This window comes from Bradyrhizobium sp. Pa8 (genome assembly GCF_052588265.1).
In genome coordinates, this window is the sequence record NZ_CP176767.1 from 7,036,412 (window position 1) to 7,049,400 (window position 12,989).

The window sequence follows — 12,989 nt, forward strand, 5'->3', positions numbered from 1 at the left end:
TTGACGGGAGGCGCATGCAAGCTTGACGGATGAAAATCAGGACGGCGCTTCTCGCCGCCCTGATTGTTCGCTGTTGAGTCCCGTCCGCTCAGGCAGGACGATGTCGAGCGCATGCGCGGAGCGCGCGCGGTCGACAAACTGCGAGAACATTTTACCAGTTCTTCTGAATGCGGAAAGCGGCCGATGCCTCAAAGTCCCACGCCTATTCCACAAGGCGACGCGGACGCCCTTGAGGAATCCGTCGATCAGGCACTCGCGGCCTGCGGCGGCGATGCACGTGCCACGATCAGGGCTTTGATCCTGGCCAACGAATACCTGGAAGCTGAAGTTGCCGAGCTTATGAAGTCGGTTTCGCACGCCTACGCGCGCGGAAGATTTCATCCTTACAACGGCTAGGAACGGACGAGATGTCAGAAGTCACCTATTACGTCGCGTTGCCCTTTGTCGCCGCCGATGACGGCATGGCGCCTGGCGAGCCAACCGAGTGCTTCAATCCCAATGCAGCCGTGGTACGGGCCGAAGCGCTGTCGCGAAAGCCCGGGCATATCGGCGCTGTCGCGTTCTCGCGGACGGGAAACCCTGCCACTGGTGACTTCAGCGATGCCAAGCTGATCAAGAAGTTTGGTGAGGTCCCGACCGACCTGAGTGCGCTTTAGCGCGATGGAAGGCCCTCTCCGCCCTGACATGAGCGGGTCAAGGCCGTGTAGCGCCCATCGGGCTTGGCCTTGACGCGGTCAGGACAGGGTGGCTTTGAGTTTCTGGACAGCGAAGCAACGCGGAGCCAGGAGTAATGCACCCGGCGCGCGCATCAGTGTTAGCGGTGCCGCAGGCAGATGCTTGACCGAGTGCCTCCGGCAAGAAGTCATCAGCGCTTCGCGTGAGGGATTGTGACCCGAATGGGCGGAGACGGCATAGCGGCTCCGGGCGCAGCCTAAAGCCCGGCCCGCAAGGCACGCCCAAATGTTAGTCCCCAGGCGTCCAAAGGGGAGCCCGGACTGGTTTAGGTGGAGGCGTGAGCGATAGGGGCTGTGGCTTTTGGACCGGTCTCGGCCTGGGCATAGGCGGTGGCGTTACAGTGGCCGGTTCTATTGGAATGACTATCTCGCGGGGCACGGATTTCCGCAATCGGATCTCGATGCGGCGGCGCTGCGGATCATCGCGTGGTGCCCCCTCAATCGCAAGCGTCTCGTCGGTATTGACAAGTTGAGCTCCGGATAGGGGCAACAGCTTGTATGGCGCCAACAATTGACTCTGCCTGAGCACGCTCACAACAGAGGCGGCCCTGGCCAGCCCCAGACCCGCGTTATCGGCAGGAACCAGCGTCGATATGCTCGAAGTGCCCTTGAGGACTGAAGGCAGGTCCCGATCTAAATTCGTCGGCCGAACGCCTAACGGCTGTTCGTCAGTATGGCCAACAACCTCGATAACATCGACGTCGTACTTCTTGATATATGCGAGAATTTCCTCAGGCGTTTTGCCAGTAAGCGCGTCCATCAGTTTCTGTGAGAGTTCTGCGCTCCCACTTTTGAATGAATAACCCGCCGCATCGCTCAGCGTAATAATCGGAGGCCATTGGTGGCCGCTGGGGCCCGCCCCTGGAGACGCAGTCGTTCCACGCTCGATCGCTTCCAATATCGCCAACGTCGAGACCTGCGGCTGTCCGGGCTTGGACATCGCACGATTGATCGCGCCGACGGTTTCCGCATTCCTAATGGCTCTGTCGACGTTAAGCCCATTTGCCTTCAGCCGGTCGAGATCAGCGATTCGCTCCCGAAGCTCCTTAATCGACACGCCGCTCTTCTCAAGGTCGGCCATTGCGGTTTGGCTATCCACTAGCTCCCGCCAGTATTTGTCGATTTCATTGGAATCAGAGAGGCCCGAGAGATTCTTGAGCTTCTCGGCAACCGCCGTGTTCTCGCGGAGCGACGCGACCGTATCTCGATCGCGCTGGTTCTGTGCGATTTGCTGCTGCAACTTATGTTCCGCGGTTACCCGCTTATCTTGTTCGCGTTTCAGAAAGGTCGCCATGACGATAAGCAGGCAGAACACCAGCAACAGCATGATCTCAGCCATGGTGAGCCCGAGCACAAGACCTTGCCGGTACGATGAGCGCTCTTGGATGATCTCGCCGTCTATAGCCATAGCTATCCTCAAATTCCTCCAGGGCCTTGATTACCTTGACCGCAACGCTTCGTCAGCGGCCCGCGCAGCTTCTGCGGTTCGGATTTCCTGCATGAGCCGCACGACGGCTGCGCCAACGGCTTGCGTTTGCTGAAGATTGGCCTCGATCGTCTGTGCCTGGACCTCGGCGCTTTTGTTGAATGAATTGATAGCTCTCGTCAAAGCCGACATCACGGGAGAAGGCTTGATTTCGATGATCTGGTCTGGAGTCTGAAGGGTTGCCAGCTTTGATGTGACCCCGTCTATGGCTTTGGTCATATTCGCCGTGCTCCGCGCCACGGCATCGCCCTCGTGACTAAGACGCTCAGAAATCGCCTCCAGGGTTTCGACGACACCTGTGTTGAATTTTTCAAGCGTCTCACTAGACTTCCTGGAGGCTTCCTCAAGGGGTCTACCCGCAGTCTGCGCAAACCCTTTAATGTCAACTGCAAGCTTTTCGCTCGCCTTGCCCAGCGTCTCGTTTCAGCGCTGTTTTCCGCGCTTACTGTTCGTGTGTGCGTCGCAGAGCTACTGCCGTTGGGGCATCAGCGGAGGTGAGCCCTACCCTAGCTAGAGCGTTTCACATTTTGACTGAAGCATAACCGGCGTTGGCGAAGTAGTTGGCGCATTCGCGAGGCTGGATGTCGTGGACGAGGTGACCGATGTGGCGCCAAGTGTCCTCGATGGTGCGCTTCTGAGCTTGCCGCATCCAGTGTTTGATCTTGGAGAAGGCCTGTTCGATCGGGTTGAGGTCGGGCGAGTATGGCGGCAGGTACCAGAGCCTGGCGCCAGCAGCCTGGATCATCTGCCTGACAGCTTTCGACTTGTGGCTTCCGAGATTGTCGAGAATGACGATGTCGCCTTCGCGCAGGGTTGGCAGGAGAAGGTGCTTCACATAAGCGCGGAAGCATTCGCCGTTGATCGGGCCGTCGAAGACGCAGGGTGCCGTGAGTTGGTCATGACGGAGCGCGCCGAGGAATGTGAGGGTACGCCAGTGACCGTGTGGGGCGAAGCCGCGCAGGCGTGCCCCTTTGGGGCCCCAGCCCCGCAAAGGGGCCATGTTGGTCTTGATCCAGGTCTCATCGATGAAGACGAGCCGGCCCGGATCAAGTCCGGCCTGCCAGGATCGCCAACGCTGGCGCCTACGAGAGACGTCGGCGCGAGCCTGTTCGAGGGCGAACAGTGTTTTTTTTGAACCGCAGCCCTTCCCGACGCAGGAACAGCCAGACCGCGTTGTGTGAGACCTTGACCCCACGGGTTGCCAGTTCCGCCTTCAGACCATGCAGCGTCAGGTGCGGCGTCTGAGTGATCCGCTCGACGATGAAGGCGCGGTGCGGATCAAGCACAGGCTTGCGGTGACCGCCCATCTTGCCAGGCACAACCGAGCCGGTCGCCCGCTGCCGCTGTGACCACTTCACAACCGACGAGACCGCAACACCAAACCGTTCCGCCACAGACCGGCAGCTCTCGCCCGCCAAAACCGACGCCACCACACGCTCGCGAAGATCCAGGGAAAGAGGTCGGGTCATGCGATGCTGGCCTCCAATCCAGTCAGCATCTTGAATCACAATCCGCCAAAAACCGGAATCCCCTCCGATTCCATTAAGCAATGAAAGGCTCTAGCCTGCTCAGTCCGCTTCAACCTGGGCCAGGAGCCGACTAGTTGGTAAGATTCGCGTTTGAACTCTCCCGCGCCGTCATTACTGTGACTGGATTGCCAATTGCCTTTCCCGCCGCGCGGATGGTGTCAATGAACAGCTTCGCGGCCGGGTTCAAACCAATCGGACCACCATGTCCTCTAGCTCCAAAGCTAGTATCGCCAAGAAAGCGCGCACGAAGGCTGAGGCGGATTTTGCCACCTGGCTCATGATGGCCAAGCTCGGTGGTTTCGATGACCTGCCGTCCAGCGCCCAAAGCTTTCTGACTAACTATCGAACTCGGCTCGAGACAATGAGCGAGACCGAGTCCACGGCCCTAGCCGTTCGCGAGGTCTACAGCGCTTATTACAGCGAGATGGGAGACGTGGGCGCGCCCCCGGAACCAAAGGCTCGCACACGCGCGGCGATTTCGAAACGAGGTTCGCTATGACCTCCAGGTCCTCGATCAGTTGGCTCGGTGCGCCGCTCGTCGCTTTTTTTCTGACCATCTGGCCGTTAGTTTCGTCGGTACATGCTGTTGAGGACGCTGGAAAGGTTGGCGTGGTGTCCTTTGGCCTGTTCGGGGATCAAGGCGTGTTTAGATCCGAGGCGACCGGTGCAGCTCAGGTCGTAGCTGGCCGTTTTCGGACTGGATCGATCAATGTGGAGTACAATTCCAAGAAGGGCGGAAATGCAACGATCGAAGCGCTGACCAGGTCGTTGCAGGCGGCAGCCAACCGCCTGGATGCTGAGAAAGACGTTCTCTTTTTGATTCTCACCTCGCATGGCTCTCCAGACGGCCTCGCAATCAAGGCGGGGCGGCACACAGAGACGCTCACGCCATCTCGTCTCAGCAACATGCTCGCGAAGACAGGTGTGCGACACAAGGTGGTTGTCATCTCGGCTTGTTATTCCGGGGTCTTTATCCCGCGCCTGGCGAATCCCGATGTGCTGGTCATCACCGCGGCCGATGCCAACCATCCGTCGTTCGGCTGTCAGGACAAGGCCAAGTGGACCTATTTCGGCGACGCATTTTTCAACATCGCGCTCCGGAAAGCCGTTAGTGTGAAGGATGCGTTTCTGGATGCGCGCTCACTCGTCCGGAAGCGAGAATTGCGGGAACACTTCGAGCCGTCGAATCCCCTCATGGCAGGCGGCGCAGACGTGCTGCCGTTGCTCGTCGGAGGCCCTTGAACAACCGGCCGCGAAGCCCTGAGGCGATTCCTCGCAGGCGTGCACCCGCAATGCACATCCCATCACGGTTTCGTGGAACAAGTTCGCTTTATCAAATTCGCGAGTGCGCCGGGCAAATGAACTCCCCGCCGCACGACGCGTGCCGCCGATCTTAAAGTGTTACCTTCTGTCGGCGGTTGCTCACGTTTGGGCCAATTGTTTGCAGCTTGTCACCGTAGCTACTCGCGCATGCCTCTTTGGAGGAGCGGTGATCCGCCAACGTTTGCGGCTGCCACACCAGAGTGCGCAAGCCTCACTTTCTCTTCACCAGCCAACGCCGAACTCTTCAATGGCAACGAGCTATTCACATCATCCTCGTTCAACAACTAGTCTGGCATCAGCGCCTATGTAGCGGGGGTGTTCACTTCGTCGTCGGTCCGTTGCCTCAACCGTCATAAAGACCGGAAGCCTCTGCGGATTGATCTAACCACTTCTGGTAAGCGACGAACACAGAGCGGCGTCGAACTCTGCCCTGCAACGGTGGCGGATTTCATCGTTAGCTTTCTGTTGGGCTTCCGACCCTCGAGGCGCAGTATTGAGCCCATACTGCCCGACAGACTGTTGTGCGATGGGAGAAGAGCGAACGCATCGCCGAATGGTCGAGCTATTAGTGATCGCCCTGGACCAGGTCGAAGGCTGCAACCGTCGCGGATATGCCAGAGAGATCAGCTCAGCAGATGGTTCCCCCTCGCATCAACACCGCAACTGGTTCGACAGCAACGGCAATCCCAAATACCTCTATACGTCGGCGAGATGAACCACATCGCGATCAAGATGTATGAGCAGCTTGTCGACCTCATTCAACTGAAACATGCGCTAAACGCATTTAATCCATAGCGTAAATATCGCCCTGATCTAGAGAACTTCATGCGGAGGCAACAACGCCGGTTGCTGGCTGTCCATCATCGCGTCAAGCGTCCTTTCGTCTGCTCACAGGCATAGAGGTTACGCCTTGCCACTTACGCTACTCACAAAAATACCCGCCGCCGGTGTCGGGGCCCGCGGCGGGCAGTCTACCTACCTTACTCAACGAGTTTCTAACTTCGGAGGCCGGAGACGCGTTCCATCCGTGAATACATCCCAGCGTCTCCTACAACCGCGAGCGCCTTTGCAGGTTGTATTTTTAAGAACGGTTCTCGAACAGCGCGTGAACCTGATGTGATAAAAGAGAACGGGGCTAGGGAATGTCGCTCCTGCTTCGACTCGGGCCGATGCTGTGCGGCTTGTTGAGGAAGAACTCCCGGTTGCCGAAAGCGGCTTCCGCATACTGGTCAATCGCGACCTGGATGGCCTCGATGTGCGCCCTGCACCAACCTTCACGGGTCGACAGCCTCCGCGTCTGGTCGAGTGACTTCAGGAATTCGGGAGCATCCTGAATGTCGGAGAAATACTTCGGTCGTTCAACTACCACTTCCGCCCTCCTAGAACGCGCGTACTGGTTTCCTGCGGCTGCGCTTTCTTCATCTCGTCCCGCTGCAAACAGAGGCCATCGACCTTGGCCTGCATCCGGCTTAGCAGAGCTTCCGCCGAGGCGGTCCCTACCCGGCACGCTGGAGCTGAAGGATTTCCTTGCGCTGCCGGCCTATTTGCGCGCGCATGCGCTCGATCTCAGAGCGGAGATATAAGAGTGTGGGCATCTGTTTTTCAATGAGTTACGGAGCTCAATGAGAACAAATAGGGGGTAACGAGTCAATCGCTAGGAATAGTTGTTCTGATTTAGAACGCCCCTATTCCAAGTTTCTTGCCCCTTATGAGCAAGCAAACCGAGTACCTCAGAGAACAGGCCCGTAGAGCGGAACGGCTCTCTCAATCTGTCAGCAGCAATCAAGACTGCCAGACTCTGAAGGCTTTAGCCGAGGACTTGGACGCGGATGCCGAGCGGTTGGAGCGCTTCGAAGATTCCCTCAACCCGCCAAGCTGAGAAGTAAAACGCCGCCTGCTTGGCGGCGGCTTTCCAGCCGCAAGAGGATAACGCGCAAAATCTCATCTCGATATTCTAGGCACATCTTATGCCAAGCTCTTACGAAGAAAGACGTCCGGGCGGTTGGAACATTGCTGTGGCCCTGGGGCTGTTGGCGGAGCATTCCTGAGCGATCGCGGCGCTCCGCCGAACCAAGATGCAGAAGACGCATCGCCGATGCCATCCAAAGAAAAGCGTGACGCTTCCACGGACGATCTTTCGCTCTTCATGCTCGGGACGCTGACTCAGGCACCTCAGCATGACCTCAGAGAGGTCGGGCAGACCACCGACGACGCGACAATCGTGTTCTTTCCTTAGGACATGACTGTAAGCGACGGCACAAGATGATGACGGGCTATGTCCGGTTCGGGGTCATAATGCGAAGAACTCAACCGGACCAAATCTGGTCCGCATTGCCGTACTGAGCGGACCTCAACGAAGCGCTCGGCGACTTCGCTGATGGGCCAGAAGCGGAACAAGAAGGCGGCCCGGCGACCTATGACGGCGCTATCCCTGGGACAGGGAAAGCGCGGCACATTTCAACGCTCTTCGCTCTGAGTCGCCTTACTACTGCTGCATCTCCCTTCGACCTGAGAGAGTCCGCAATGAGTTCGGCGATAAGCCGCATTTCGGGCTCACCCATGCCACGCGTGGTCGCTGCCGGCGTACCGAGGCGAACGCCGCTTGGTTTGAGCGGCGGACGCGGATCATCGGGAATGATCTGCTTGTTTGCAGTTATTCCGACGGCGTCGAGAATGTCTTCGGCCGCGCCGCCGTCTAACCCAGCACTCGTCACCGTATCCACGACCATCATGTGATTGTCGGTTCCGTCTGTAATCAACTTCATCCCGCGTTCCATCAACGCTTCGGCTAGAATCTTCGCATTGCGTATGACCAGCCGTGCGTAGGCCTGATAGTCGGATGTCGTTGCTTTCTTCAGCGTTACGGCGGTCGCGGCCACGACATTCATGTGCGGACCGCCTTGCAGTCCGGGGAACACCGACGCGTCGATCTTGCCCGCAAACTCCCGACGACAAAGAATGATTCCGCCGCGCGGCCCGCGAAGTGTCTTGTGCGACGTCGTCGTGATGATGTCGAAACCCGCATCGAGCGGATTGCGCAGAACGTTGCCGGCAATCAAGCCGCCGTAATGGCTCACGTCGGCCATGGTAAGTGCACCCACTTCATCGGCGATGCTCTTGAAGGACGCGGCGACGCATCAAGCCGTTCAAAGGTCTGAACCTGAGCAACTCACCGCTCAGATGGTTCGACGGCTTCGACCAGTTACCAGTCCGTACACAAAGAGCACGATGACGGCGCCGACGACGGCTCCGATAAGACCGGCTCCTTCTCCCGGCCGATACCAGGCGAGGGCTTGTCCCAAATATGTGGCTACAAAGGCTCCAACGATGCCAAGGACGGTTGTCAGGATGAATCCCGACGGCTCGTTGTCTCCGGGCATGATAAATTTCGCGATGACGCCCGCGACGAAGCCGATGATGATCGTCCAAATGATGCTCATGACTGATCCAAATGGTGCGAATGTTAGGCTGGAAGGCGTCCGTCCGGCGTGTATTTGTCAACGGCTGCAGGCAGCTCCCGTGACAACCGGTCGAGGATTTCTCGCTGCGACAGGCCGGTCTGTTGCTCCAATTTTTGGAGAACATCCGGACCGATTGCTTGCTGAAGTTCGGGTGGTGTCACTTCCCTGTTCGGACCTTGATTGATCCAGGATTGAGCCGTATCGGCCTGACCATTCTGCTTGAAGTGTTCGAGCAGTTCTCCGATCCCGCCGTTAAGCAGCGAGCCCACACCGCCGCCGCCTACCAGACCGCCTAGATTGCCGAGCATACTGCTCAGGGAATCCTTTCCGTCCCCCGTCGGCTGACCGGATGTAGCGTTGCGGAACAAGTCCGCCAGTTTGTCACGATTTTGGTAGCCGGCAATCGCGAGCAGACCCAGCAACGCAGTCATCGATGGCATTCCGCGGCTCATTGTCGGCTCCTGAATTAGATCACTGATTATCTCGAGAAAAGGCGGTCCGCCGGGCGGACCGCCCGGGAACTCACCGCGCTCCGGTGCCGTAGAGTTGACGCTCTCTCCGAACCTCTTCTGCGCCATAAGGCTGGGCGGCAGGATCGTAACTCTTCCAGCCAGCCTTCTGCCAAGCCGCGCTACGGTCGCGCAGATTGACGGCGGACTGGTTCAGGATCGCTTCGTATCGCGCCCGATCCGCATCCGGGACGCGGGCCGAAACCAGCGTGCCGCCGCGCCTCACGCCCTCAGCGTAGAGCGGTGCTTCCTCGTCGGAGACACCGGCCTGCGTCAAGGCCCCGACGACCCCGCCTGTGGCTGCGCCAGCTGTCGCGCCCAAAGCGGTCGACGCAAGCCATCCGGCTGCGACAACCGGCCCCAGGCCGGGGATCGCCAATAGGCCAAGGCCCGCGAGCAGACCGGCGGCGCCGCCGAGACCCGCGCCTACTCCTGCTCCCGTAGCCGCACCTTCGGCACGATCGTCGACCCCGTCGCGGTCACGATCGACCCTCTTGTCGGTGTTGTACCAATTGTCCGAGTTGTTGGCGACGATGCTCAGATCCGAATGCGGCACGCCCGCCGCCTCCAGGCCGGTCACCGCGCGCTGCGCGTCGGAATAGTTGTCGTAGAGACGTGAAATCGTAACGGTCATATCGAATCCTTCTCGGTTATCGGTGTTGAGCGATCGCTCACTTGGCTGCGTTCACGTTGCCTTGGAAGTCCAGGCTGACATCGGTGGCGCTACCGCCCTTGCTCGCCTTCCCGCGCCACACGCCATTGTCGTCCTTCTTCAAGGAAGTCACGTTGGTGTAGCCAGCTTCTTCGATCTTCGATTTGGCCTGACCCTCGGTGAAGCTGTTGGCACCTGAGACCGGCTTGTCGGAATTGTTCTGTCCGGAGCTGTTGACCGCGTTGTTGTTGGGCCGATCCGTCGCCGGCGGATTCTGCGCAAACGACGGACCAGCCAGAAGGGAAGCAGCCGTCAGCAACAAGAGAAATTTCTTATTCATGTCGTCCTCCAATAGTGGCCGGGCACAACATGCTCGTTGCGACGATGTTCCTATTTTTCCCGTTTCGGATCGAACGAATAGCCACGACGGGACCGGCCGGATCCTCGATTCAGCTAATGCCCCGCATCGACAGCCGAAAAAATCTCAGGTGCTCATTTGACGGAGGGAAGACGTCGAAACCACGGGACGCACACTTCCAATGTGATTATTTCGATCCGGCGAGTCGTCCTTCAACCACCCGAATCGCGTTCGCCGAGCGCTTTTTGGGCGTTTAAGGACGCGACGCGCCGCGGCCTGGCCAACAGAAGTTGGCCATCGCACTTCCGCTTGGCGGTCATCAGCGCTGCATCAGCATTATCGCTCATGCTAGTAGGTTCGTTCTTTGGGAACGATAGCGTCAAACGCCCGCAACTTACGCGAGCACCAAAGTGCACACAGCGATTGCGGGCGCCACGACTTTTGCTGCGTTGCCGTCAGGAACGTCGCTTTGCCTTCGTCGGTTGGACAACTCCCGTCACTGATGACGGCGGCCTAAAACAAGGGACTTCCGATCATGAGCCAAAACAATCAGAACCAAGGCGGCCAGCAAAATCAACAGGGCGATAAGGGTGGCCAGCAGGGCCAGAACCCAAACCAGAAGCCGGGTCAGCAGACACAGAACCCCGGACAGGACAAGCCGGGCCAGGGCAGTCAGCAGCAAGGTAACCGCTAGACGAACAAGAGGCCTCAAGGGAAACCTTGGGGGGCCTCTCCCCATTCGAGACCTTGTGAGAATGGTTCTTACCGGCTTGGAGCGCGACTTCTTATCGAGATTAGCTGTCGAGCCTAGGGCCAGTCCTCCGCTGTTCGATCACAACCTCGTCGGGCGGTTGACCGAAGTCGGGTTGGTGAGCGCGGGATGTTCTCCATCCGCCGCCATCTGGTACAAAATCACCGATGCGGCTGCACTTCTCGCAAACTGAGGCGCCTGACCAGATCAGTTAGTTCTTGACCGGAACGACCAGCCGCTTTCTCAGCATTGCAAAGCGGCTTTCGCAGGAGGCTTGCGTCCGCCCTAGGGTCTTGGCAACGACCGGCCAAGGCGAACCGGCAGATCGCATGTCTTGCAGTTTAGCCTCGTCCTCGGACGACCAAGGCTTCATGCGGTTGGGCGATGGCTTGCCGATTGTGAATGGCATTTTTCATTCCTGGACGAAATCACTTCTCATACGCATTAAAGATTCCACGGCGGTACGCGCATGTTCAGAAAGCGTGCCACTCATTGGCGAGGCGCAACCACGCTTGCCGATCATCCTCACGGTATCGCCCCCGCCGCCGACCGACGACATTCGTCGGCGTTGCTCTTAAATCGTTCAGCATCGGCTTGGGTCACGGCGCTTCCTTGTTCCTTCAATCGAGGAGGAAGGGCGCGCGTTCCAATTGATTGTCGATTGCCAGACGCGGCCCGCCACACGTAGCCTCGGTTTGTCGGGACCAGCGCCAACCCTTTCAGAAGGATGCTTAACTGCAAGGGTTGCTGACGTCAGTGCAAGGAAAACGCGAGGAACCTGGATCAAGTCTCGCGAGTTTTCCGGCGAGCGGTGCATTCTTGCGCATTAGATTTCCGGCCCTGGTAAAATCGGCAAGGACGAGCCCGCCAAGCGAGGTACCAAGTGGGTCGCCCGAACGCGGTCAGCAAAAGGATAGCCAAGCCCGGCACACCGACGGCGACTGATCGCGAAGTGGCGGAGCAAAAGCCACTCCCTCTCGGTTCGGGCGCACGCATGAATGCCCGAGTGGTGTTTGCGGTGGCGATCGTAGCGCTCGCGTTATGGACCGCCGGAGAGTTCTTGCCACCTTTGATCTGGGCGACCATTCTCGCTGTCACCTTATGGCCCCTCTACATCAAGTTCGCTGCACGGCTAACCTCGGGCCCAACAACGCTTGCAGCCGTCGCCTTCACGGTTATCGTCGCGCTTATCCTGTTTACGCCTATGGCACTCGCTATCTACCAGGTGGCCGAGCAAAGCGGTGACATCACGAACTGGCTGAAGAAGGCCAGAGAGAGTGGAATAGAAGTGCCCGACTGGATCGCTCGCCTACCGGTCGCAGCAGAAATCGTGCAGCAATGGTGGCGCGATAATCTGTCGGATCCAAAAGCCGCGACTGCCTGGCTCAAGACCATAAATGCGGATGATGCGTCTGGTCTATTCAACACATTCGGCGGTCAGTTAATGCGTCGCCTGTTAATGCTCTTCTTCTCTCTATTTGCCTTGTTTGTGCTGCTCAGCAATGGCCGCTCTGTCGCCAATCGCACCGTTGAAACGTGTGATCGTATTCTGGGGCACCCCGGCGAGGGTGTGGTGCAGAAGATCGTGGATTCGATCCGAGGGACGGTGAACGGTACCGTGATCGTCGCCATCGGCGAGGGCCTGTTGATCGGCGTCGGATACCTTGCTGCAGGCGTACCAAATGCCGTGATGTTTACCATCATAACGACCGCCTTTGCGATGCTTCCGTTCGGCGCTTGGGCAGTGTTCACGGCCGCCGCCGCGACTCTTTTGTCCGGCGGTGGCAGCGGGATCGCGGCCGCAGGCGTCTTCGTTTGGGGCGCTGCTGTCATGCTTGCTGGGGATCACTTTGTGTGGCCAACTTTGGTCGGGGGAGCGGCGCGGCTCCCTTTCCTCTTTGCATTCGTCGGAATTTTTGGTGGGCTGGCTGCCTTTGGCCTACTCGGTTTGTTTCTAGGACCCGTCATCATGGCCGTACTATTGACGGTCTGGCGAGAGTGGATATTTCGGCCTGAAGAGCAAGGCCTGTCTGACTGACAGCGCCGACGCGCCGGTCGTAACGCATTCGCGTAAGGCTCACAGCCGAGCGCTATTTTGAGCGGTATCTGATACGGCACAGGCTACAGCCTCCGCCTTTGCGTTTCGTACCGATACCTATTGCCTGCGTCTGCCGTTCGATGCGTCC

At 58.6% G+C, this 12,989-nt stretch carries 14 protein-coding genes and 1 pseudogene; 5 read left to right on the forward strand and 10 right to left on the reverse strand.

The annotated features are described in order from the left end of the window. Positions 1-183 precede the first annotated feature (183 nt). Both ACKWRH_RS33355 and ACKWRH_RS33360 read left to right on the forward strand, forming a co-directional pair. Positions 184-396 (forward strand): hypothetical protein, encoded by a 213-nt coding sequence (locus tag ACKWRH_RS33355; RefSeq protein WP_445222515.1) that lies wholly within the window; start codon positions 184-186, stop codon positions 394-396. An 11-nt stretch (positions 397-407) separates the two neighbouring features. Next, positions 408-656: a hypothetical protein gene (locus ACKWRH_RS33360; protein WP_445216978.1), complete on the forward strand. Its 249-nt coding sequence runs from the start codon at positions 408-410 to the stop codon at positions 654-656. Between the two features lie 307 nt (positions 657-963). Here ACKWRH_RS33360 and ACKWRH_RS33365 read toward each other — a convergent pair whose 3' ends face one another. The 3 genes from ACKWRH_RS33365 to ACKWRH_RS33375 all read right to left on the reverse strand — a co-directional run bounded on the left by ACKWRH_RS33365 (position 964) and on the right by ACKWRH_RS33375 (position 3,689). Continuing rightward, positions 964-2,142, reverse strand: coding sequence for a hypothetical protein (locus tag ACKWRH_RS33365; RefSeq protein ID WP_445216979.1), 1,179 nt, complete (start codon positions 2,140-2,142; stop codon positions 964-966). Between the two features lie 30 nt (positions 2,143-2,172). Beyond that, positions 2,173-2,439: a hypothetical protein gene (locus ACKWRH_RS33370; RefSeq protein WP_445216980.1), complete on the reverse strand. Its 267-nt coding sequence runs from the start codon at positions 2,437-2,439 to the stop codon at positions 2,173-2,175. Positions 2,440-2,740: 301 nt separating this feature from the next. After that, positions 2,741-3,689 (reverse strand): IS630 family transposase gene (locus tag ACKWRH_RS33375; protein WP_445215585.1). Its coding sequence is split into 2 segments (ribosomal slippage): positions 2,741-3,352 and positions 3,354-3,689, totalling 948 coding nucleotides; the frame shifts between segments, so codons are not numbered across the junction. 262 nt (positions 3,690-3,951) lie between these two features. Here ACKWRH_RS33375 and ACKWRH_RS33380 point away from each other — a divergent pair. Both ACKWRH_RS33380 and ACKWRH_RS33385 read left to right on the forward strand, forming a co-directional pair. Continuing rightward, positions 3,952-4,215 (forward strand): annotated as a pseudogene (locus ACKWRH_RS33380) (hypothetical protein); the annotation flags it as partial. A 29-nt stretch (positions 4,216-4,244) separates the two neighbouring features. Further along, positions 4,245-4,991, forward strand: a complete 747-nt coding sequence (locus tag ACKWRH_RS33385) for a C13 family peptidase (RefSeq protein WP_445216981.1) — start codon at positions 4,245-4,247, stop codon at positions 4,989-4,991. A gap of 1,216 nt (positions 4,992-6,207) precedes the next feature. On the opposite strand, the gene ACKWRH_RS33390 is transcribed toward ACKWRH_RS33385, so the two are convergent. From ACKWRH_RS33390 to ACKWRH_RS33420, 7 genes are all read right to left on the reverse strand, one after another. Continuing rightward, positions 6,208-6,441, reverse strand: coding sequence for a hypothetical protein (locus tag ACKWRH_RS33390; protein WP_445216982.1), 234 nt, complete (start codon positions 6,439-6,441; stop codon positions 6,208-6,210). Positions 6,442-7,486: 1,045 nt separating this feature from the next. Next, positions 7,487-8,158, reverse strand: coding sequence for a serine hydroxymethyltransferase (gene glyA / locus ACKWRH_RS33395; RefSeq protein ID WP_445216983.1), 672 nt, complete (start codon positions 8,156-8,158; stop codon positions 7,487-7,489). A 90-nt stretch (positions 8,159-8,248) separates the two neighbouring features. Beyond that, positions 8,249-8,512 carry a GlsB/YeaQ/YmgE family stress response membrane protein gene (locus ACKWRH_RS33400; RefSeq protein WP_445216984.1) on the reverse strand — a complete coding sequence of 88 codons (264 nt, stop codon included), beginning with the start codon at positions 8,510-8,512 and terminating at the stop codon, positions 8,249-8,251. Between the two features lie 23 nt (positions 8,513-8,535). After that, the gene (locus tag ACKWRH_RS33405) at positions 8,536-8,985 is read right to left on the reverse strand and encodes a YidB family protein (RefSeq protein ID WP_445216985.1); all 450 of its coding nucleotides are present in this window, start codon (positions 8,983-8,985) and stop codon (positions 8,536-8,538) included. A gap of 70 nt (positions 8,986-9,055) precedes the next feature. Next, positions 9,056-9,676, reverse strand: a complete 621-nt coding sequence (locus ACKWRH_RS33410; protein ID WP_445216986.1) for a hypothetical protein — start codon at positions 9,674-9,676, stop codon at positions 9,056-9,058. Positions 9,677-9,713: 37 nt separating this feature from the next. Beyond that, positions 9,714-10,034, reverse strand: coding sequence for a hypothetical protein (locus ACKWRH_RS33415; protein ID WP_445216987.1), 321 nt, complete (start codon positions 10,032-10,034; stop codon positions 9,714-9,716). Between the two features lie 514 nt (positions 10,035-10,548). Further along, a complete protein-coding gene (locus ACKWRH_RS33420; RefSeq protein ID WP_445216988.1) occupies positions 10,549-10,734 on the reverse strand; it encodes a hypothetical protein in 186 nt (61 codons plus the stop codon). Between the two features lie 952 nt (positions 10,735-11,686). Between ACKWRH_RS33420 and ACKWRH_RS33425 the strand changes: the two genes are divergently transcribed. Then, the gene (locus ACKWRH_RS33425; RefSeq protein ID WP_445216989.1) at positions 11,687-12,841 is read left to right on the forward strand and encodes an AI-2E family transporter; all 1,155 of its coding nucleotides are present in this window, start codon (positions 11,687-11,689) and stop codon (positions 12,839-12,841) included. Positions 12,842-12,989 lie beyond the last annotated feature (148 nt).